This is a genomic window from Bartonella sp. AA81SXKL (assembly GCF_042196945.1).
GTDB lineage: Bacteria > Pseudomonadota > Alphaproteobacteria > Rhizobiales > Rhizobiaceae > Bartonella.
The window spans coordinates 60,370-80,081 of the sequence record NZ_JBHIRH010000001.1; the positions used below are offsets into that span (position 1 = coordinate 60,370).

At 39.4% G+C, this 19,712-nt stretch carries 25 protein-coding genes and 1 pseudogene; 19 read left to right on the plus strand and 7 right to left on the minus strand.

What is annotated here, in order from left to right:
• Window positions 1-516 precede the first annotated feature (516 nt).
• Window positions 517-1,095, minus strand: a complete 579-nt coding sequence (locus ACFINZ_RS00340; protein WP_375680741.1) for a biopolymer transporter ExbD — start codon at window positions 1,093-1,095, stop codon at window positions 517-519.
• Complete coding sequence (locus tag ACFINZ_RS00345; RefSeq protein ID WP_375617904.1) at window positions 1,092-1,976, minus strand: MotA/TolQ/ExbB proton channel family protein; 885 nt, start codon at window positions 1,974-1,976, stop codon at window positions 1,092-1,094. Before ACFINZ_RS00345 ends, ACFINZ_RS00340 begins: the two co-directional genes overlap by 4 nt.
• Window positions 1,977-2,973: 997 nt before the next feature.
• On the opposite strand from ACFINZ_RS00345, the gene ACFINZ_RS00350 reads away from it, so the two are divergent.
• Both ACFINZ_RS00350 and ACFINZ_RS00355 read left to right on the plus strand, forming a co-directional pair.
• A complete protein-coding gene (locus ACFINZ_RS00350) occupies window positions 2,974-3,312 on the plus strand; it encodes a YqjD family protein (protein WP_375628058.1) in 339 nt (112 codons plus the stop codon).
• 3 nt (window positions 3,313-3,315) lie between these two features.
• Window positions 3,316-3,759, plus strand: a complete 444-nt coding sequence (locus ACFINZ_RS00355; RefSeq protein ID WP_375617902.1) for a hypothetical protein — start codon at window positions 3,316-3,318, stop codon at window positions 3,757-3,759.
• 576 nt (window positions 3,760-4,335) lie between these two features.
• On the opposite strand, the gene ACFINZ_RS00360 is transcribed toward ACFINZ_RS00355, so the two are convergent.
• Window positions 4,336-5,079, minus strand: coding sequence for a nuclease (locus tag ACFINZ_RS00360; protein WP_375683958.1), 744 nt, complete (start codon window positions 5,077-5,079; stop codon window positions 4,336-4,338).
• A gap of 158 nt (window positions 5,080-5,237) precedes the next feature.
• Here ACFINZ_RS00360 and ACFINZ_RS00365 point away from each other — a divergent pair, with 158 nt between their 5' ends.
• The 17 genes and pseudogenes from ACFINZ_RS00365 (at window position 5,238) to virB11 (ending at window position 16,486) form a co-directional block, all read left to right on the plus strand.
• The gene (locus ACFINZ_RS00365; protein WP_375662483.1) at window positions 5,238-5,588 is read left to right on the plus strand and encodes a TrbC/VirB2 family protein; all 351 of its coding nucleotides are present in this window, start codon (window positions 5,238-5,240) and stop codon (window positions 5,586-5,588) included.
• Between the two features lie 27 nt (window positions 5,589-5,615).
• Entirely contained in the window at window positions 5,616-5,939 is a 324-nt protein-coding gene (locus tag ACFINZ_RS00370) for a type IV secretion system protein VirB3 (RefSeq protein ID WP_015856920.1), read from the plus strand.
• A complete protein-coding gene (locus tag ACFINZ_RS00375; RefSeq protein ID WP_375683957.1) occupies window positions 5,939-8,299 on the plus strand; it encodes a VirB4 family type IV secretion/conjugal transfer ATPase in 2,361 nt (786 codons plus the stop codon). Before ACFINZ_RS00370 ends, ACFINZ_RS00375 begins: the two co-directional genes overlap by 1 nt.
• The gene (locus tag ACFINZ_RS00380) at window positions 8,296-9,060 is read left to right on the plus strand and encodes a type IV secretion system protein (RefSeq protein ID WP_375701099.1); all 765 of its coding nucleotides are present in this window, start codon (window positions 8,296-8,298) and stop codon (window positions 9,058-9,060) included. The genes ACFINZ_RS00375 and ACFINZ_RS00380 overlap by 4 nt, the downstream gene beginning before the upstream one ends.
• A 24-nt stretch (window positions 9,061-9,084) precedes the next feature.
• Window positions 9,085-9,351, plus strand: a complete 267-nt coding sequence (locus ACFINZ_RS00385; protein ID WP_375701100.1) for an EexN family lipoprotein — start codon at window positions 9,085-9,087, stop codon at window positions 9,349-9,351.
• A pseudogene (locus tag ACFINZ_RS00390) lies at window positions 9,351-9,662 on the plus strand (EexN family lipoprotein); the annotation flags it as partial. The gene ACFINZ_RS00385 and the pseudogene ACFINZ_RS00390, both read left to right, overlap by 1 nt.
• 137 nt (window positions 9,663-9,799) lie before the next feature.
• Window positions 9,800-10,072 carry an EexN family lipoprotein gene (locus ACFINZ_RS00395; RefSeq protein ID WP_375621771.1) on the plus strand — a complete coding sequence of 91 codons (273 nt, stop codon included), beginning with the start codon at window positions 9,800-9,802 and terminating at the stop codon, window positions 10,070-10,072.
• Between the two features lie 2 nt (window positions 10,073-10,074).
• The gene (locus ACFINZ_RS00400) at window positions 10,075-10,380 is read left to right on the plus strand and encodes an EexN family lipoprotein (RefSeq protein WP_375621770.1); all 306 of its coding nucleotides are present in this window, start codon (window positions 10,075-10,077) and stop codon (window positions 10,378-10,380) included.
• Window positions 10,380-10,751: an EexN family lipoprotein gene (locus ACFINZ_RS00405; protein ID WP_375701101.1), complete on the plus strand. Its 372-nt coding sequence runs from the start codon at window positions 10,380-10,382 to the stop codon at window positions 10,749-10,751. Before ACFINZ_RS00400 ends, ACFINZ_RS00405 begins: the two co-directional genes overlap by 1 nt.
• A gap of 26 nt (window positions 10,752-10,777) precedes the next feature.
• Entirely contained in the window at window positions 10,778-10,996 is a 219-nt protein-coding gene (locus ACFINZ_RS00410) for a hypothetical protein (RefSeq protein ID WP_375701102.1), read from the plus strand.
• A gap of 49 nt (window positions 10,997-11,045) precedes the next feature.
• Window positions 11,046-11,450: an EexN family lipoprotein gene (locus ACFINZ_RS00415; RefSeq protein ID WP_375701103.1), complete on the plus strand. Its 405-nt coding sequence runs from the start codon at window positions 11,046-11,048 to the stop codon at window positions 11,448-11,450.
• A 26-nt stretch (window positions 11,451-11,476) separates the two neighbouring features.
• Window positions 11,477-12,400, plus strand: a complete 924-nt coding sequence (locus ACFINZ_RS00420) for a type IV secretion system protein (RefSeq protein ID WP_375701104.1) — start codon at window positions 11,477-11,479, stop codon at window positions 12,398-12,400.
• Between the two features lie 6 nt (window positions 12,401-12,406).
• The gene (locus ACFINZ_RS00425) at window positions 12,407-12,694 is read left to right on the plus strand and encodes a type IV secretion protein VblB7 (RefSeq protein WP_375701105.1); all 288 of its coding nucleotides are present in this window, start codon (window positions 12,407-12,409) and stop codon (window positions 12,692-12,694) included.
• On the plus strand, window positions 12,691-13,362 hold the full coding sequence (locus tag ACFINZ_RS00430; RefSeq protein WP_375701106.1) for a virB8 family protein: 672 nt from the start codon (window positions 12,691-12,693) through the stop codon (window positions 13,360-13,362). Before ACFINZ_RS00425 ends, ACFINZ_RS00430 begins: the two co-directional genes overlap by 4 nt.
• Before the next feature lie 2 nt (window positions 13,363-13,364).
• Window positions 13,365-14,216: a P-type conjugative transfer protein VirB9 gene (gene virB9, locus ACFINZ_RS00435; protein WP_375630944.1), complete on the plus strand. Its 852-nt coding sequence runs from the start codon at window positions 13,365-13,367 to the stop codon at window positions 14,214-14,216.
• Window positions 14,217-14,243: 27 nt separating this feature from the next.
• On the plus strand, window positions 14,244-15,416 hold the full coding sequence (gene virB10, locus ACFINZ_RS00440) for a type IV secretion system protein VirB10 (protein WP_375701107.1): 1,173 nt from the start codon (window positions 14,244-14,246) through the stop codon (window positions 15,414-15,416).
• Between the two features lie 17 nt (window positions 15,417-15,433).
• Window positions 15,434-16,486: a P-type DNA transfer ATPase VirB11 gene (gene virB11 / locus ACFINZ_RS00445; RefSeq protein WP_375622633.1), complete on the plus strand. Its 1,053-nt coding sequence runs from the start codon at window positions 15,434-15,436 to the stop codon at window positions 16,484-16,486.
• A 344-nt stretch (window positions 16,487-16,830) separates the two neighbouring features.
• On the opposite strand, the gene vbhT is transcribed toward virB11, so the two are convergent.
• From vbhT to ACFINZ_RS00465, 4 genes are all read right to left on the minus strand, one after another.
• Window positions 16,831-18,348: a type II toxin-antitoxin system protein adenylyltransferase VbhT gene (gene vbhT, locus ACFINZ_RS00450; protein ID WP_375634433.1), complete on the minus strand. Its 1,518-nt coding sequence runs from the start codon at window positions 18,346-18,348 to the stop codon at window positions 16,831-16,833.
• A complete protein-coding gene (locus tag ACFINZ_RS00455) occupies window positions 18,335-18,523 on the minus strand; it encodes an antitoxin VbhA family protein (protein WP_375640347.1) in 189 nt (62 codons plus the stop codon). The genes vbhT and ACFINZ_RS00455 overlap by 14 nt, the downstream gene beginning before the upstream one ends.
• A gap of 169 nt (window positions 18,524-18,692) precedes the next feature.
• The gene (locus ACFINZ_RS00460) at window positions 18,693-18,965 is read right to left on the minus strand and encodes a HigA family addiction module antitoxin (protein WP_375634432.1); all 273 of its coding nucleotides are present in this window, start codon (window positions 18,963-18,965) and stop codon (window positions 18,693-18,695) included.
• Window positions 18,937-19,098 carry a type II toxin-antitoxin system RelE/ParE family toxin gene (locus ACFINZ_RS00465; protein WP_375633487.1) on the minus strand — a complete coding sequence of 54 codons (162 nt, stop codon included), beginning with the start codon at window positions 19,096-19,098 and terminating at the stop codon, window positions 18,937-18,939. The genes ACFINZ_RS00460 and ACFINZ_RS00465 overlap by 29 nt, the downstream gene beginning before the upstream one ends.
• Window positions 19,099-19,712: the final 614 nt, after the last annotated feature.

Genomic DNA, 19,712 nt, shown 5'->3' on the forward strand with positions numbered 1-19,712 from the left:
AAATCTCAATACTGTAAGATTGTTTCATGGCAAGCCTATTTATATTAAATCAATCAAAAGCATGTTTCTCACATTCCAAACGTGGCTAGCATGCAGATAAAAACTGAAAAAATGCCTACAATAAATAGCACTATCACAACATTGGAAAAAAATATAAATACGATAATGGTGCTCGCTTGCTCTTTTGTTAAGCATAAAGATGGTGATGTTTGATAGGTTTTTTATTATGTTACGGGGGCTTTAACGTTGTACCATTTATGAACACCGCCGCAAAAAAGGCTTTAAGATGTATTAAGACACACAACAATCGCCCTTGGCTATTTTTCTTGATCGCACCTCTTGCGGCAAGATGAGTAGAGCTTAATCCTAAAAAAAACGATTCAATATATGAACCCCCTGCATAATATCAAACCCATGCGTATTTGGTTTAATAAATCCACGGAACCCTCATCAATTTCACTCTACGACTTTGAGTAATATGCTTTGCTTCCTGCAACAAAGGCTGTTTTTTTATCACTAATCAGAGACATCGGCTGGAATATTAGCGTTTCCCGCAGGGCTCGTTGTTACGGCATCCACACGCCCCACAACGTTACCACCCGCTCCATCGACAGCAGCATCCGCTACCCCTGTTGTTTTATTATTGATCTCACCTCTTGAGACAAGATTGGTAGAGTTTTGCAATCCTACAAGACCGATTTTATTATATCCAGCCATGCGTATTTGATTTAATAAATCGATGACAGTACCATAATCAATTTCGCTATCCGCTTTGATTAAAATTTTTGCCTCTAAATTTTGCGTAGTTTCCCTCAACAAAGCTTCTCTCAAAGCTGCTTGTTCTACAAGATGATCACCAATGTAAAGAGAACGATCTTTTTGCAACGTAACATAAAGAGGTTCATCAGACTGAACCACTGAAGGTGCTTGAGTTATAGAAGGAAGCTGAACGGAAATGGCAGATGTTGCCAAAGGCGCAGCAACCATAAAAACAATAAGCAACACCAATACAACATCAATAAAAGGGGTCACATTGATTTCGCTTTGCAACCCACTCTCGTCTATATCCCAATCATTATTAAGGCTTGCTTTCATTTTTTATGACTTTTCTGTTGTCTTTGTCTATCAAGTTCACGGCTCAAGAGCCTTTCAAGAGCAGCAGCGATATCGCCTAAATCACTGCGATAACCACTCAAAGCACGCATAAGGCTATTATACATAACAACGGCGGGAATAGCCACAAAAAGCCCAACAGCCGTTGCGAATAAAGCTTCAGCAATTCCAGGCGCCACCACATCAAGTCGCGTTGTTTGAGACTGAGCAATCCCAATAAAAGAGTTCATAATTCCCCAAACAGTTGCAAAAAGACCAACAAAAGGAGCAATTGCGCCAATAGTTGCAAGAACAGCACTTCCACATGCAACACGGCGTGTAGCAGCCAGCAAGCAGCGTGACAAAAGTGAATGAACCCTTTCTTTTAAACCTTCATGAACATCGCGAACCCTAGCATCACGAACATCGCGGGAAACATCTTCATATTGATTGCTCTCCTCATAAAAGAGAATATCTTCAATCGTTTGTGCCCTTTCCCCTGTACTGGTTTTTTCACCAGAGCTTTCGTTTATCCCTTCAGGAGCAGAAAAATGAACCTGTTGTGCAGAAAGATACACCTCTTTAAGGACTTCTTTGAGAAAAAATACACCAGCCCCTTTGCTTTCTTTCAAGCTAGCTGCCAAACGCGTAAGAGTCTGAGCATTTAGAACCAATTGAAGTTCATGACGTACTCTTCGTTTTACCAAAGTGATCTCAACAATTTTCACAAAAGCAATTGTCCAAGACACAAGTGAAGCAAGTAACAAAATAATGATAACCGCTTTCACCACCCAATCAGCAGCCATAAACATAGAAAGAGGAGAAAAATCATGCGTTGTCACTACAGCAGACATATTATCTAAAGGTACTGTTTCAGATTCCATTTTTATCTCACATTCTTGTGCTCTTATCTTTATTTATGAGCTGGGTCGTCACCCCGCATAGCATCACTGTTCCAAAATGCCACGACCCTTTTAACGTCACTTGTGTATTCCTCTTAAGAAAGAAAACTTGATAAATCAAGTATAGTTTTATTCCACAAGCTCTCTCTTAATTCTAAAGAAATCACTCAAGAAATTTTTCTCTAACAATTCAACAAGTTTATCTTACTCAATCAATTTATTGCATAAATTAGGCAAAATGATAAAGTTACAAGAAATATCGCATATAATATTTTCATTTATAAGAATAATTTATCATCATTCCTGTTAAATGAATTCCTCATATCGCAAAGCTTCTTTCATTTCAGCGGCTCTTTTAAATCCAACAAAATATTTGCTTACATGAAACAAGCAGCAAAAATATCATAAAATCCTCGGAGAAAAGGATATGCACTTCTCTAACAACCAGTGCACTAAAGTACCTTCTATCCAAATAAAAATATACCTTTTTTAAAAAAAGAACTATCGCAATATCTTAAACTGACCAAAAGTATAATGGGAGAGCGCGTGTTGCCCCCAAATACATAGAGAACAAAGAGCCACAATATCATTTCTTTTTCTTTGCTTCAAAAACATAAAAATGACATTATTTCTGCCGCAAACTCACAATAACCATGTTTTTTACCTGTCACAAGCCTAAAAAATAAACCTCAACACGCTTTTAAAAAACTTTTATAAAAACTGTGCCATGAGAAACTGAAGAATGGTGCTAAATTCTTGCAAAAGCATAAGACAATTTTTAACAAATGCGACCCTTTACAGACAGAGCATATCGTATAGGAAAGATTTATTTTATCAAAAACAGTTTTAAATTCGACAAAATGAAAGGAACCAAAAAAAGCTTTTGGCGTTACTCAAGCAGTGAAAATTTTCACTCCAATGCAAATGATCACTATGAACACACCAATACAAATATAATGAATCAAGAGGGAAAAATACCATGGCCCATAATAAAACAACACAGCACGATAAATCAGCCGTAGAAAAAGACCAACAAAAAGACCTACAAGGACAATTAGAAAAGTTACGCACTGAAATTTCAGGGATTACCTCAACCCTAACAGATCTTGGTGCAAACAAATTCAACGCCGCCAAAGACAAAGCAGAAAAACTATATCACTCAGCGAAAGAAAGTGGTGAAGACATGATGTCTCAAGCAAAAGACAAAATCAGTGATCTTGAACAAACCATGAATCAATGCGTTCGCAAAAATCCTGGCAAAAGCGTTTTGTTTGCCGCAGGGGTTGGTTTTATTCTTTCTCAATTACTACGTCGTTAAGCAATGCATAAGTTTATCGCTCCTCTTTTAAACCATCTTGTCGGTGGAGGGCTTAAAAGCACAGTCAAGCAAGTACGCCTTCAAGCAATTTTCTATGGGTTTATTGGCATTTCATTCTTCATGTCTTTGCTTTTTTTATGTACCATCGGTTTTATTGCGTTATGTTCTGTTATGAAGCCTCTTGCCGCCGCTAGTATCATGTTTTTAATTTGTCTTTCTCTTGCGGGATTAGGTCTTATTATCAGTCGCATTCTCAAAACTTATCAACGCTATGACCAACAAAAAAAGACAGAAGAACAACGCCATAAACTCATGACAGATGCGACCGTTTCCAGCCTTGCAGCTCTCAGTCAACATCTCCCTTTTGCCAAATTGAGTGTTCCCATACTCGGACTTGCAACTTATTTTCTGTGGAAAAAAGATAAAAAAGACCGCTTTTCAGAGTAAAATATGTAAAACTGTCATTCTAAATCCCCCCCCTCAATGTGCTTTCTTTTATAACAAAAGAAAGCACATTTTTTCCTCATAGCCTCTTTAGCTTCTTCAAAAGCCTGAAAAAATCCCCTTCATTTTGGATAAAAATTCCATAGAACCGCTTCCCTTTCAGATGTCCCCATGTTTCATGAACATAGCAACATGAGGCAAAGCTTGCATTAAAAGTTCTGGTTTGATTTGAAGCAATTGGTTGTTTTTTGAAGGCAAGGTATTTTCAGTTTTACCTTTTCTCTATTTTTTCATAAGCCTTTTTTCATGACCAAAGGTCACATCAGTAGTTTGCATGTGTTCATATTTTCTGAACACTCATGTTTGTTACAATGACTATTTTGTTTAGGGGAAGGAAACGCGCTCTCCCATAGCGCTGTAGTGAGCAACCTATATGCGTAAGCGAGCTTTAAACACAACAAATTTCCATAACGAACGTTGTCCACCAAGGAGTGCGTGGATTATAATTAACTTTTTTCTGATAAGATTTGCAGTAGAATATTGTCTTGATTTTTAAATAGCGCTTAAGAGGACGCTTTATCAATAATGGTCAATGGGATTATAGCTCCCATGATCTCTTCGCCAATCTTCTGGTTGTTGAAATTGGCTCGACCATAAACCGTTTTGTGCTTTTTGAGCAGCAGATTGTAGAATTTTATAGTCTGCTGGGGATGGAAAATGATGCTGATCTTTTGTCAACACCATCAACCCTTCTGCCAGCCCCAAACGTGCCAGATCAACCCCATCTACAAAACATTGTGCATAATGAACCTGTTGAATGACACGTGCTTGCCGACAAGTAACATTTTTATCGATTGTTTTTGAGACAAGCCAAGCAGTAACAAAAGCACCACATGGCCACTTAACTCCGTTGCGTAAGGCAAATTGCCTCATTTCACAGCTTTCCACACCATATAAGCGGATATCACGGATGATCTTTTTTCTCCACCCATCATCTACAAGCGTAATCATTTTAAAGGTCACACCACTTGTGACCTGTATAGCGCCGGAATAGACCGGCACATTTTCTTCATAAAATTGTGATGCGATTGGTTCTGAATGCAACACCACATTTTGTTGGCTTGCGTCTTGTTGGTTTGCATAATCTATCAATTGTGACTTCGGCTTTTGAACGGGGTTTTCTATTGTCTTTTCTGATCCTTTTAAAAAAGAATTTTGAGTAAGTTGTTCATTATTTTTAATTAAATAAAAGTATCCTAAAATAATAATACAAATTAAGACAATATATTTAGGCGCTGCTCGAAGATGTTTTAAAAGTATCATTTTGAATATTACTATATTTTTTGTTTATTAAATAATAAAAGATTAAATATTATTAATTTATCGATAGAAAAATTTATTTTTTTCATTTATATGATTCCCGATTAATATTTTGAATATTAATTTTTCTATCAACTTAAACATAAAGCGGGGAATTTTTCATGAAAAACATGAATAATTTGTTCAGTTGTGAACATACCTTACAAAAAACTACTCTATCCAACACACAAAAGAAATGGTTAACAGCAGCATTGATGCTGTTTATTGCCTTCATCGCACTGAGTGAGCCAGCATTTGCCGCAGGTGACTTTGGAAAAGTTGAAACTGCTCTTGATCAATTAGTCAAAGCTTTAACAGGAAACATTGCAAAATCGATTGCAACCATTGCGGTTGCTGGTATTGGGCTTGCATGGATTGCTGGTTATGTTGAAATGCGTAAAGCTTTCTTTGTTTGTGTTGGCATCGGCATTGTTTTTGGTGCACCACAAATCGCATCAATGTTTATGTCTTAATTAGCTTGACTCTAGCCTTTCAAAGCCATGAAAGAGCACGACAAGCTAACAGAAGATACGTTATTTCTTGCTTGCACACGCCCTGCAATGATTGCGGGCGTGACGGTGGAAGCTATGGGATTAAATGCGATAGGAACGATGATGTTGTTCATTATGACAGGCAATATTTTTCTTATCACCTTTGGTGTGATGCTGCATTTCATATTCAAGGAAATCCTAAAGCATGACCATAACAAATTTCGTATTCTTCTGACATGGCAAAAGACATCTATTTTTGCCAGAAATTCGAGTCTATGGGGTGGGGGAAGTATTTCTCCATTACGATTAATTCGTAATTATGAGGAATTATAATGAATAGAACAGAGCGCAAACGTGAAAAGCAGCCAGAGGCGATCATTCCTTACGTGCGCCATGTCAATAAACACATCATTGCGCTGGATTCACGCGCTCTCATGAGCGTTATTAAACTTGAAGGCATTAACTTTGAGACAGCGGATATTATTGATCTGAATGTGCTTCACGAACAACTCAATAATCTTTTTAAAAACATAGCGGATGAACGGATAGCGCTTTATAGCCATATTATCAGAAAGCGTGAAACGATTTATCCGGATGGGACTTTCAGATCGGCATTTGCCAAGCAATTAGATGATAAATATCGCGAGCGGATGGTTTCACAGGAGCTTTATCGCAATGATCTTTATCTTTCGATTTTGTGGAATCCACACGTTGATCAAACGGATAAATTAGTGGAGTTTTTCAAACGTTTAGGCAAAGCCAAGCAAGAAAAGACAGAAGTTGATGCAGAGTCCATTCGCAAGCTTGAAGATATTACCACAGATCTTATTCAAAATTTAGAGCGTTATGGTGCAAGAAGACTGAGCCTTTATGAACATGAAGGTAATATTTATTCGCAGCAAAGTGAGTTTATCCACCAATTAGTGGGAGGTCGTCGTGAACGTATCCCTCTCACATGGGGAACGATAGCTTCGACTGTTTATTCAGACCGTCTCATTTTTGGGAAAGAGATCATAGAAATACGTTATGAGGCGGAACAGCGGTTTGCGGGCATGTTTGGTTGGAAAGAATATCCAGCAAAAACCAGGGTAGGCATGGCGGATGGTTTGCTCACGCTTCCCTTTGAGTTTATTTTCACCCAATCTTTTGTTTTCAAGAGCAAAAACATTGCCAAGCAGATTATGGGGCGCAAACAAAACCAAATGGTCAATGCAGGAGATCGAGCAGGTTCACAAATTATGGAACTGGATGATGCGCTTGATGATCTTGAATCCAATCGTTTTGTTTTAGGGGAACATCATTTATCATTGGCAGTTTTTGCTGATACGCCGCAAGAGTTAGCGGATAATCTTGCCAAAGCGCGTTCTCGTCTTACAGATGGTGGGGCTGTGATTGCGCGGGAAGATTTAGGGTTAGCGGCGGCTTGGTGGGCACAATTGCCTGGCAATTATGCTTATCGCACCCGCTCTGGTGCAATAACAAGCCGCAATTATGCAGCGCTTTCTCCTTTTCATTCTTTTCCGGTTGGAAAAATAGATGGCAATGTGTGGGGACCAGCGGTAGCCTTGATGAAAACCTCTGCTGGTTCACCGTTTTATTTTAACTTTCACTTTGGTGATTTAGGCAATACGTTTGTTTGTGGTCCCTCTGGTTCTGGGAAAACGGTTATTGTCAATTTTCTTTTAGCGCAACTTCAAAAGCATGATCCCAATATGGTCTTTTTTGACAAAGATCGGGGTGCAGAACTTTTTGTCAGAGCGGGTGGCGGCACTTATATGCCTTTGAAGAATGGTAAACCAACGGGCATAGCACCGCTAAAAGGCTTAGACTATAACAATCCAGCAGATAGAGTTTTTTTACGCCAATGGATTATAAAGCTTGTTTCGTCTGAAGATCAAAAGATCAGTGAATCAGAAAGACAAGACATTACGGCGGCTGTTGACCAGCTTGCCTTGTTGCCAAAAGAACAACGGACGATCTCTGCCTTACAAATGTTTTTTGACACCACGCATAGGGAGGGGATAGCGGGTCGTTTAGAAAGATGGTGTAAAGGCAATGCCTTAGGGTGGGTTTTTGACAATCCTGATGACGACATTGGCATTGATGCAAAATTTATTGGTTATGACATGACGGATTTTTTAGACAATAATGAAATTCGTCCACCATTGATGATGTATCTTTTTCATAGAATTTTATCTCTGATTGATGGGCGTCGTATTATCATTGTCATTGATGAATTTTGGAAAGCCTTAGAGGATGATTCCTTTAAAGCCTTTGCGCAAGACAGGCTGAAAACTATCCGTAAACAAAATGGTTTGATGTTATTTGCAACGCAATCTCCCAAAGATGCGATCAATTCGACCATTGCCCACACCATTATAGAGCAATGCCCCACACAAATTTATTTTCCTAATCAAAAGGGCAATCATGGGGATTATGTAGAAGGGTTTAAATTATCAGACAGAGAATTTAACCTGATACAATCAGAATTAAGCCGTGAGTCACGGCGTTTTCTCATCAAACAAGGACAAAGTTCAGTTGTAGCAGAACTAAATTTACGCGGCTTTGATGATGAAATAGCCATTTTAAGTGGCACCACCAAGAATATTGAACTCCTAGAGACCATTATGGATGAAGTTGGACAATCTCCAGAAAAATGGCTTCCTATTTTTCAAGAAAGGTCAAAGCAATGAAAAAACTTTTATTGGCAACAGCCGTCTATGCAGCTTCATTTGGCTTTCAAACAAATGCCTTTGCCATCGTGGTATTTGATCCCACAGCTGCTGCTAACATGGGAGAACAAATTCGGAACAGCATGCAACAACTTAACAAATTGCAAGAACAAGTTCAACAAGGAAAACAACAGCTTGAGCAATTAAAGAGCCAACTCGATCAAGCGAAACAATTATATAACTCCCTAAATGTCAAGCCTGACATTTCGGGATTGAAAGAGATGTTTAACAAGCAAGGGAGCAGTGGCGCCCTCCCTTCTGACTTTAACCACTTTCAACAATCGATGGGCAGCGGTGGCGGCGGCGGCGGCGGCAGCAAAAACACGCAAAAATGGCAAGAAGAACTTAAATACAAAGAGCCCGCGGGGGGCGCAGGATCAAAAGAAGCAGTAGATGCTTTTTACGCACAGGAAGTGAAAAAAGCCGAACAGCGCGTAGTAGGACAAGCAGCCAAAGGACAAGACGTCTACGAAGAAGCCAGTGAAACACAAAAAAACATTACCAAGCTTCTTGACGAACTTGGAAGTACTGAAGATGCGGGTAAAATTCAAGGCATTCAAGCACAATTATCAGCGGTACAAGCAGACCTCCAAACAAAAATACTACAAATGCAAGCTGCCATGATGATTCAACAAGCAGAAGAAAAAGCGGCAGAAAGACGTGAAATGGAAGAATTTAAAGCACGAACCAAAGCTTTAGCCCAAAAAATGCGTGGTCAATAAAGAGTAAAAAAGAGGGGATTGAACATGAACAAGATCATCATAACAACATTGCTACTTTGCACAGGGCTTATGGCTGCTGGTTGTGAAAAAACCTACAGCGTAGAAGAACTTAAAAAAAATAAAAAACTGATGGAAGAAGTATTAGTGAAATGTTTGACGTCAGGGGATTTGAATTCGAAAAATTGTAAAAATGCAGAGCAAGCTGAATTTGAAAACCGTAAAAATTGGAAAGGCTTTGGCTCTACAAATGACGATAAACAAGAATCTGAAAAGAAACAGGACAATAAATAATGAATAAAGTTCTCATAACAACATTGCTACTTTGCACAGGGCTCATCACAGCTGGATGTGAAAAAACTTATAGCGTCGCAGAATTTAAAAAAGATAAAAAATTATTTGAAGAATGGGCTGTGAGATGTGGATGGTCAGGAACTTCAAAAAATTGTGAAAATGTAAGAGTAGCCGATCACGAACTTGCGGCAGAGCGCAGGAAAAAGGCTGAAGAAGAAAACCGTAAACGTAGAGAAGAATGGGAAAAAAAGCAAAAAGAAGAAGAAGCTAAAAGAAAAGCTGAACATGAAAAATGGAAAGCAGAACAAGAAGCAAAGCGACGCGCTGAAGAAGAACGAATTGAAAAATGGGAAGCTGAAGCTGAAAAACGGAGAATTAAAGAAGACGCTGAATGGCGAGCTAGAATTAAAGAGGATCAGAAAAGAATAGATAAGATCTGGAGCACGCCATGAAGAAAATCGTCATCACCACACTGCTACTTTGCACAGGGCTGATCACCACTGGATGTGAAAAAACCCACAGCGTCGCAGAATTTAAAAAAGATCACAAATTATACGAAAAATGGAAAATGAAATGTATGACATCAGGGGATCTCGATTCGCAAAATTGTAAAAACGCAGAGCAAGCTTATCGTGAGAGTCTTCCAACATGGGGATGGGGGAGAACTGGCTCAACAAATGACGATAAACAAGAATCTGAAAAGAAACAGGACAGTCATTAATCATGAATAAAGTTCTCATAACAACATTGCTACTTTGCACTGGGCTCATCACAGCTGGTTGTGAAAAAACCTATAGCGTCGCAGAATTTAAAAAAAATGAAAGCTTAATAAGAGAGTTTCAATGGAAGTGTGGAGCTTCTGATAATTCGAAAAATTGTCAAAATGTGCGACAAGCCGCGAAGGAACTTGATGAAGAACATTCTAAGAGAGCGTTAGAAAATTATAATAAAGCTCTAGAGAAAATAAATAAAAGGCGAGAAGAACGAGAAGCAGAAGAGCGCGCTAAACAACAACAGGACAATAAATAATGAATAAAGTTCTCATAACAACATTGCTGCTTTGCACAGGGCTCATCACCGCTGGATGTGAAAAAACCTATAGCGTCGCAGAATTTAAAAAAGATAAAAATTTACGCTTCGAGTGGGATGCGAAATGTGGATTTGCAGGAACTTCAAAAAATTGTGAAAACATGCGGTTAGCATTTTTAGAACTTCAGAAAGAATATGAAGCAAAAGCAGCAGAAAGAAGCCGTAAAATTGACGAAGAAAATCGCAAATCAATGGAAAAATTGAAAGCTGAAATGATGGCCGATCTTGAAAAAAGAGAAGCTGAATATCAAAAAAGGCAAGCTGAAAAAAAAGCAAAAGAGCGCGCTGAACAACAACAAAATAACCATTAAGACATAATGAAGAGCGGAGCATCTCAATGGCAGTAGAAAGTAAAGGCATATTCACTAAGATAGACAATATGTTGATGGATCCCCTTACAAAAATAATGGATAGCACCATTACACATCGCTATTGCGCTTTAGCTGCTCAACTTAAAGAGCTTCGTATACTCTATAATATATTTATGGCAACATTATGTCTGTGCTCTAGATTTATCATCACTGGTTATAAAAAACCAGAACATAGCAGAATTTAAAGATTGTGCTCAAACCTTGTAAAACTGAAAGGAAAAAGGGGAAATATTGATGAATAAAGTTCTCATAACAACATTGCTACTTTGCACAGGGCTTATCGCTGCTGGATGTGAAAAAACCTATAGCGTCGCTGAATTTAAAAAAGATAAAAATTTACGCTTTGAGTGGGATGCGAAATGTGGATTTGCAGGAACTTCAAAAAATTGTGAAAACATGCGGTTAGCATTTTTAGAACTTCAGAAAGAATATGAAGCAAAAGAAGCAGAAAGAAGTCGTAAAATTGCAGAAGAAAATCGCAAAAGATATGAAGAATTTATGGCGAAACAAAAAGCCAGACTTGAAAAAAGGGAGGCTGAGACTCAAAAAATACTCGAAAAACAAAGAGCGGAAACACGCGCTGAAGAAGAACGAAGAGCAAAAGAGCGCGCGGCAGAAGAACAACAAAATAACCATTAAGACATAATGAAGAGCGGAGCATCTCAATGGCAGTAGAAAGCAAAGGCATATTCACTAAGATAGACAATATGTTGATGGATCCCCTTACAAAGACAATGAATGACGCCATTGCCCATCTTTCATCAAGCTTAGGTGCTCCGCTTAAGCTGTCTTGTACCATTTACATTATATTTATGGGCTACAATATCATCTATGGGCGCTCTTCCATGCCCTTATGGGAATTTATAGCGACAACTTTCAAACTCGGCATCGTTGTTTCACTTGCCACAAAGGCTGCTCTTTATAATGAGTGGGTCAGTGGTATATTTTTCCATGATCTGCCAAATGCCATTGCAAATGTCACACAAGGTGCACATGTGGATCGAAATGTATGGGACAATATGATGAACCAAGCTGGAGCACAAGTTTTGGACGCAGCAAACCAGTACACAGGTCTGACTCAAATGGGGATGTTTATTGCGACATGGATTGCTGGTTTTATCTGCCTAGTTGCTGCTGCCTTTTTTTGTCTAGTCGGTTTTGTTGTTTCATTATTTGCTAAATTGGGTTTGTTTCTTGTCCTATCAATAGGACCACTCTTCATAAGCCTCTATATGTTTTCCTCAACCAGAAAATTCACAGAGGCATGGTTAGGGCAAGTTGCAAACTTCATCATTTTATATGTGTTAGTCGTGCTGCTTGGTGGTTTATATGTTAACATTTCAATGAAAGTTTTTTCAGGAGATATTACAAATATCTTCACTACTTTAATTCAGTTCTTGGTTGTTGGTCTTGGTGGTATTTACCTTTTCCTCAGACTCCCTGATATCGCATCAGCTTTAGCCTCTGGGGGAGCCTCCCTTACAGGCTCAGCACCAGTTGCTAAAGCAACGGCTCAACTAAGTGGACGAGCTGCTAATGCAGCAACAAGGGGCATTAAAAAATTAGCATCACTATTAAAAAAGGTCTAAGTTCAAATGCGGGAATTTAAAAAAATTGGGATTATCTTACCATTTCTCTTTCTCAGTGGCTGTATGTCTTCACCAAACACACTGAAGTCACTCCCAAAATGTGATGGATATTCTAAACGTCCACTCAACAGATCAATGTGGAATTGGGAAGGGAAAACGCCCTCTCCCACGCCCATTATCATCAGTAACAACACCCCTTCACCCCTAAAAGAAGGGAAGCTGGAAATGCTTCTGGCACAAAAATTAACGGATGAAGAAATCAAATCTTACAAAAATTGCGGGCAAAAAGCATGAAAGAAAAAGACATAGAACAATACATTGCTGAAGCGCGCTCGTTTGATCAAGATCGCATGCTCGCCTCACGCCGCACCACCCGCGTCTCGCTTGCCATTGCCGGCATAGCCGTTGCAGTTGCAATAATGTCTTCTCTCGCGGTCATCACCCTCACACCCCTTAAAACCGTGGAACCTTTTGTCATCCGTGTAGACAATTCAACCGGCATCACCGAAGTTGTGGAAGCCTTAAAAGAAGGTCCAACAAACGTCGACGAAGCCATCACACGCTACTTTGCCGCAAAATACGTCCGCTCCCGTGAAGGCTTCACCACAGAAGAAACACAACACAACTTCCAAACCATCTCCCTCCTCTCTTCCTCAGAAGAACAGGAAAGATTTGCCAGCTGGTATGGAGCAAGAAATCCCCAAAGTCCTCAAATTCTCTATAAACACGCCGCCGTTACAATAACAATAAAATCAATCTCCTTTATCAATGACGATGTCGCCCAAGTGCGTTACTACAGAACCATTCACGACAACGACAACAACAAAGAATTCATCACCCACTGGGTTGCAACACTTACCTTTGAATACATCAATGCCCCTATCTCTGTCCAAAACCGTTTGATAAATCCTCTAGGGTTTATTGTTAGTGAATATAGAACCGATCCGGAAGTGGTCAACTGATCATGACAAAAAAAATTCTTTTTCTCATTCTTAACATCGCTATTACCCTTTCTTTAACGCCTAGCCATGCCAGTATTTTTCCCACCCGCGCGCCAAGCGATAGCCGCATTCGCTTTATCAACTATGATGCCTATAATGTCACAAAAATTATTGGCTCCATACGCTCATCGGTACAAATAGAATTTTCTCCCAATGAAGAAATTGCTCATGTAGCGATTGGCAACAGCGTTGCATGGGAAGTCGCCCCCGCTGGCAATATTCTTTTCCTCAAAGCGCGAGAAGTCCAACCCATTACCAATCTCCAAGTCGTCACCACAAAGCTTGATGGCTCAAAGCGCTCCTATCAATTTGAACTGATGGTCAAAGATGGAGAAATTTCATCTGGACAAGAAACATATTTCCTTGTGAAATTTCGCTACCCACAAGAAGAAGCAGAACAAAGAAGACTCGCAGCCCTTATGCGACAAGAAAAACAACAAGCCCAGCGCATTGATAATGTCTTCAACGCTTCTGAAACCTACGGACCTCGCAATTGGGCTTACACCGCTCAAGGCTCTATCACTCTTGAACCCTCCTCCGTTTATGACAATGGCAAAACCACAACATTTACATTTCCCGACAACCAAGAAATCCCTGCCATTTACATTGTCAGCAATGACGGTACAGAATCGCTGGTTCCCAAAACCACAAGAGGCAACATGGTGATAGTCCATGCCATTAGCGCACGCTTCACCCTAAGACAGGGAAAAAACGTCCTATGCGTCTTTAACGAAGCCTATCAACCAAAAGGCACAAATCCAAATACCGGAACAACCTCACCATCTGTTGAACGTAAAATTGCATCAGATCTTTAAATAAGCGGGAATTGAAGGGGACAACACATGAGTGATAAACCAATCATCGAAGATCGCGGATCTATTGGGGATGGCAAAAACAATAGCGCCAAAACCGCTGGCAAAAAAATAGTTGTCGCAATCGCCTGTATAGGAATCTGCGGCTATGTGCTCTGGAACATCTTATCCACCCCCACAGAACAAAAAGACACCGCAAAAGCTCATAAAAAACAAGAAAAAAGCTTTCACAATTCCCTCGCCCCTTTAGAGATCGCGCCCTCTGACCCGCGTGCAAACATAGCACCAATAACCTTACCACCCCCACAACCACTCGCACAAGAACCCAAAAAAGATGACCCACTACTTGATGCCGCAAGACGCGCCCCTGTTTTAGCTTTTGCCAAAGGTTCTAAATCTCAATTAAAAGACATTGTCAACACGACTCTCAACCCCCTTGAAAAATTCCATGCCCTCGAAAATCTCGCGAATGCGCAAAATTCTCCTGCCCTTCAAGACACACAAAATTTTGCAACCCTATTAAAGCCTACCAAAACAGAAGAAACAAAAGCAAAACTCATCGGCAATAGAAACTTTATCATCGCCATGGGAACCTCTATTCCCTGTATCTTAGAAACCGCATTAAACAGTGAGCAACCAGGCTTTGCAAGCTGCATCATCAACCGTGATATCCTCTCTGACAATGGGCGCGTTGTTTTGCTTGATAAAGGAACCCAAGTGATTGGCGAATACCGCGGAGGGATAAAACAAGGTCAATCTCGCCTCTTTGTGCTCTGGACAAGAGCAAAAACCCCAACCGGTGTCATCATCGACCTTGCCTCACCCGCAACAGACAGTTTAGGCAGAGCCGGTTTTGATGGCAACATCAACACCCATTGGTGGGAACGCTTTGGCTCTTCCCTTTTACTCACCGTTATTGATGGTGCCACAACAGTTTTAACAAATAAAATAGTAGGCAATTCCAATAAAGAAGGTTCAAACAACTCTGGAGGTGGCGGTTTTGAAGGCGCAAACAACACTGGAAAAGAGTCCGCCAGTATTGCTCTTGAAAATCAAATCAACATCCCTCCTACCTTAGAAAAATTTCAAGGCGAACTCGTCAACATTTTCGTAGCAAAAGATCTCGATTTTTCCTCTGTCTATAAACTAGTCGTAAAGAGCAAAAGAAACCGCTCTACTCCCAGCTATTCCTTTTTTCATTAAGCCAATAAAGTCACATTATGCCATCAGCAAAAAATGCAGAACGCGCCTCCATCGTTTTAACAAAATTAAAGATCTTAGATGACTTCCTCAATGATGACAATTTATTTGAAATTGTTATCAATCGCCCTGGCGAAGTAATCGTTGAGGGTCCCAATGGTTGGCAAACCCACATCTTAAAAGAACTAACCTACAGCGAACTAGAAGGGATTGCAAAAGTTGTTGCTGCCTACACAACACAAAAAATCAGTGTAGAAAACCCCGTTCTCTCCGCAACACTGCCAAACAACGAACGCATACAAATTGTTATGCCTCCAGCTGTTGCAGCCAATACCATTAGCATGACCATTCGTAAACCTTCATCACGCACTTTTTCTCTTGAAAGTTTACATGAAAACAATCTGTTTTCTGTCGCCCAAAACACCAGTTTCACACCCACGCAACAAATGACAGAACGATTATCCGAACTCTCTGATACAGACAAAGAGCTAACAGATCTCTTTATCGCCAAAGACTTTTGCACCTTTTTAGAAAGAGCCGTTATTACACAACAAAATATCTTAATATCGGGCAAAACCGGTTCCGGGAAAACAACCCTCTCCAAAGCTTTGATTGCAAAAATCCCTGACTATGAACGAATTCTCACCATTGAAGACACGCCAGAACTTGTCGTTCCGCACGCCAACAAAGTCCAACTCTTTTATTCAAAAGATAACCAAGGCTTAGCAAAAGCAGGCGCAAAAGAACTGCTTGAATCAGGCTTACGCATGCGCCCCGACAGAATCCTTCTACAAGAGCTGCGTGATGGTACAGCCTTTTACTATATCCGTAATGTCAATTCTGGTCACCCCGGCTCCATTACCACCGTCCATGCCTCAACAGCCCTTGCAGCCTTTGAACAAATGACCCTTCTTGTCAAAGAAAGTGACGGTGGTGGTAATTTAGCACGCGATGATATCCGCGGCTTATTAATCTCGATGATAGATGTCATCATCCAATGCAAACGCCTTGAAGGAAAATTTCGTGTAACAGAAATTTATTACGACCCTTTCAAGCGCCGTGATGCTTTTTAAAAACTGTCGAAATCACTTAAATAAATCATTCATATCTTTCGCGAAATATACATCTTATCCTTTTTTACTCTTTTCAAAAGTTTTAAGCGTTTTCGCATTAGAAATAGACATATCAAACGGCAATCCTCTTTCATCAACAACTTTTGTCAAAGCAATCCGGATAAATCAGACACCGTAAGTCCTAAACTTGCTAATATTTCACCGGCTTCTTTTTTAATGTCCTATCTATGCGGGCTCGTACAACGTCTTTTGTCACACCCATATTACACACCCTTCTTTTGATTACCTCTCTTTTACCATATGGCTTAATAGGGCTTATACAGCATAAGGCTTTATTCTTGCCCTTACCGTATCATATCTATTGATCTTGCACGCGCTATTGCGTTGATTTTCTCCTGTTGTCTCTGTTGCAAAAACTTAACTGCCATTTGAAATTCTTTTATGTGTTCTTTATTATAAGACTGTTCTTTGGGGATTGCTTTTGATAAATCAAAACCATATTTATGAATGGGATCCTGTCCAAAACGTTTATCTAAAGCACTTTGTAGCTTTAAAAACTCTTGATTAACCTGCTCTGGTATCTTTGAATAACTATCACGACCAGCTTCAACATTTTTCATAAAAGTCACTGCTTCTTGTGAAAGCGAAGGTACTTCAACTTTCAATCGCTCACGCTCCCGTACAACCCTATTTACATGTGTCTCATAAGAATTCTTATAAAAGGCTTGAAGCTTTTTAATAGAAGAAAGTGCACGAGGAACATGAGAAAGCGCTTCTTTTCGTTCTTTTCCTGTAGATTTGAGTTTATCGATTAAACGATCTGACCCACGCAGTTCACCCGCTCTATCAGGTTCCCTTTCCAAAATATCAGGCAATTTATCGCCTTTACCTGCTAAAATCGTCTGCTCAATCTTGAGTGCGGCAGCTTGTGGATCTCTATAAATAGATGCTAAACGACTGTTTAACTCCTTAAACATATTAACATAAGATTTTTCATTCCTAAGAGCGCTAAGCGCTTTCTGTTCTAAATTAGAATTATCTATATAAGCCGCAAGGTATGGCTCTCGTTCTGTTGCTTTTGCAACAACATTCAAATCATTTTGTAATTGTTCAAGTTCTTCTTTTTGACGTTTAGCAAAACTTGTCTTTTCTCTATCCCAAGGAGTTTCAATCTTCTCTTTTTGTTGTTCCAAGCACTCTTTATTAAGATCAACGCCAAAAGCAATATTTTTGCCAATACCTTGAGAAACATCATCCCTTTTATTTTCTGTAAACTTGGTAAGGTTCTTATAGATGAGTGCAGACAGATATTCTGAATTACCAAAATGTGCTTCAATTGACGCACGTGTCATTTCTTGTCGCTCAATACCCTTCCAGTTGATATGATAACCAGCTTCACGAGCCAGTTGCACCATAAATTCACGCTGAGTACGCCCATTCCCCTCTCGAAACGGATGCAACGCATTCAACTCGCCCATGTAATATCCAGCCCTTTGGCTAAAGTCATAAGCGCCAAGACCACGCAGATACTGTTCTTTTGCAAGCTTTTGTGTAATCTTCGGTGCATAACTTTCAATCTGATTATAACTAGCAAATATACTATTACCTTTGGCAATATCCACTAAACGAATTTGTCCCGCCCATTCATATATGTCGCCAAACAGTCTTCTATGGATCTCTTTCATGTAATCCAGATCAAACTTACCACCAATAGGAGTATGTACAAATTCGAAAGATTTTACATAAGTAATAGTAGATTCTACACGCTGCAGTGTGGCTTTGTCTTTAATACCAAGCCGATTATACATCACACCAGTTTCAGGATCAGTATAAGAATCGCCGCTTCCCTTATACTTCTCCACGTCTTACACGCTCCATATAATCTTTGATGATATCACTTGTTTCGAGCTCTCCAATAATAACACGTTCCATTTGCTCAACGACTTTTGGATCTGGCTCTAATCCCTCTAAACGTTGGCTTGCCAATGCATTTTCAGCATAAATGCGACGCAGCTTAATTTCCTCTTCACTCAACATATAAAACCCTCATTTGCTTACATTTATTATAGCCAAACAGACTATAGAAACAAGATTTTATTCCTTGTCTTACCCGCAATTACATCTTTTGACCTTGTACGCTCATACGCATGATTTAGCTCTTGTATACGTCTCTGTTGCAAAAACTTAACTGCCATTTGAAGCTCTTTTATGCAATCTTGATCATGAGACTGTTGTTAAGGAATTTTTTTGATAGATCATAATTTGTTTGCATAACAAGCCAAGCACGTGCTGTGCTTACACCAAACATTTCAAGCCTAATAGCAAGATTAGCACTCATAGCGGCTTTTTCATTTAAAACTCTAGAAAGTGCTACACGAGATATACCAAGCCACTCTGCTGCTTCATTAAAGGATAAACCAAGCTCTTTGATCACATCTTCACGCAATAATTCACCGGGATGTGAAGGATTCTTCATCATTGTTTAGATCTCCTTTTTGATGATAATCTAGATAATCAACCATTTCGACATCTATGCTATCAAAGCGAAATATTACGCGACAATTTCCATTTACAGTAATTGACCAATAATCCTTGAAATCACCCTTTAGCAGATGTAATCAAAAGGATGGATAACTCAAAATCTTTTGGCGATACATCTACTTCAAGAGCACTTAGAATACGCTTTAATTTTTGAGCATGGGCGGTTCTAATCCCTTCAGTCGTACCAGTATTATAGAAGGCTTCAATCCTTTTATGTTTAAATCTTAAAATGATAAATGAATATAGAGTGTACCTCTCCAAGATACAAAAAATGTTCATTATTTTTACATCACATAGCTTTTTTTACTTTATAAACATTAGAACTATCGTGAAAAAAATTGATCATTCCCATCTCTTTCTCATTATTCTACTAATTATTGGAAAAGTATAAGTTCATAATTAGGAGGAGCTAAACGTAATAGGAGCGTATCATATCTCCAATTGGCAGCGGCACTTAGAAACATCAAGATGATATAACCACAATGACCATTGCTGTTTGATGTTCATGGGGCGCTGCACCCGCTGGATATCCAGTAAAAAGAATGAATAATACTAATAAACTCTCCCCCCTACAAACTCTGTTAAACTAATAACCGGTTTACGAATAAGTAAAAGAAAAAGGAAAATCAAAAAAGGCATATTTTTCATATCTTACGAAATATAGAGAAATCTATACGCATTGTAG

Coding starts and splice junctions, on each gene's coding strand:
- ACFINZ_RS00355 (WP_375617902.1), top strand. CDS start 3,316: ATGCATAAGTTTATCGCTCCTCTTTTAAACCATCTTGTCGGTGGAGGG.
- ACFINZ_RS00345 (WP_375617904.1), bottom strand. CDS start 1,976: ATGGAATCTGAAACAGTACCTTTAGATAATATGTCTGCTGTAGTGACA.
- ACFINZ_RS00380 (WP_375701099.1), top strand. CDS start 8,296: ATGAAAAAACTTTTATTGGCAACAGCCGTCTATGCAGCTTCATTTGGC.
- ACFINZ_RS00460 (WP_375634432.1), bottom strand. CDS start 18,965: ATGATGAAGAATCCTTCACATCCCGGTGAATTATTGCGTGAAGATGTG.
- ACFINZ_RS00385 (WP_375701100.1), top strand. CDS start 9,085: ATGAACAAGATCATCATAACAACATTGCTACTTTGCACAGGGCTTATG.
- ACFINZ_RS00410 (WP_375701102.1), top strand. CDS start 10,778: ATGGCAGTAGAAAGTAAAGGCATATTCACTAAGATAGACAATATGTTG.
- virB10 (WP_375701107.1), top strand. CDS start 14,244: ATGAGTGATAAACCAATCATCGAAGATCGCGGATCTATTGGGGATGGC.
- ACFINZ_RS00370 (WP_015856920.1), top strand. CDS start 5,616: ATGAAAGAGCACGACAAGCTAACAGAAGATACGTTATTTCTTGCTTGC.
- ACFINZ_RS00400 (WP_375621770.1), top strand. CDS start 10,075: ATGAATAAAGTTCTCATAACAACATTGCTACTTTGCACTGGGCTCATC.
- virB9 (WP_375630944.1), top strand. CDS start 13,365: ATGACAAAAAAAATTCTTTTTCTCATTCTTAACATCGCTATTACCCTT.
- ACFINZ_RS00365 (WP_375662483.1), top strand. CDS start 5,238: ATGAAAAACATGAATAATTTGTTCAGTTGTGAACATACCTTACAAAAA.
- ACFINZ_RS00340 (WP_375680741.1), bottom strand. CDS start 1,095: ATGAAAGCAAGCCTTAATAATGATTGGGATATAGACGAGAGTGGGTTG.
- ACFINZ_RS00455 (WP_375640347.1), bottom strand. CDS start 18,523: ATGTTGAGTGAAGAGGAAATTAAGCTGCGTCGCATTTATGCTGAAAAT.
- ACFINZ_RS00350 (WP_375628058.1), top strand. CDS start 2,974: ATGGCCCATAATAAAACAACACAGCACGATAAATCAGCCGTAGAAAAA.
- ACFINZ_RS00395 (WP_375621771.1), top strand. CDS start 9,800: ATGAAGAAAATCGTCATCACCACACTGCTACTTTGCACAGGGCTGATC.
- ACFINZ_RS00405 (WP_375701101.1), top strand. CDS start 10,380: ATGAATAAAGTTCTCATAACAACATTGCTGCTTTGCACAGGGCTCATC.
- ACFINZ_RS00420 (WP_375701104.1), top strand. CDS start 11,477: ATGGCAGTAGAAAGCAAAGGCATATTCACTAAGATAGACAATATGTTG.
- ACFINZ_RS00415 (WP_375701103.1), top strand. CDS start 11,046: ATGAATAAAGTTCTCATAACAACATTGCTACTTTGCACAGGGCTTATC.
- ACFINZ_RS00360 (WP_375683958.1), bottom strand. CDS start 5,079: ATGATACTTTTAAAACATCTTCGAGCAGCGCCTAAATATATTGTCTTA.
- ACFINZ_RS00430 (WP_375701106.1), top strand. CDS start 12,691: ATGAAAGAAAAAGACATAGAACAATACATTGCTGAAGCGCGCTCGTTT.
- ACFINZ_RS00375 (WP_375683957.1), top strand. CDS start 5,939: ATGAATAGAACAGAGCGCAAACGTGAAAAGCAGCCAGAGGCGATCATT.
- virB11 (WP_375622633.1), top strand. CDS start 15,434: ATGCCATCAGCAAAAAATGCAGAACGCGCCTCCATCGTTTTAACAAAA.
- ACFINZ_RS00425 (WP_375701105.1), top strand. CDS start 12,407: ATGCGGGAATTTAAAAAAATTGGGATTATCTTACCATTTCTCTTTCTC.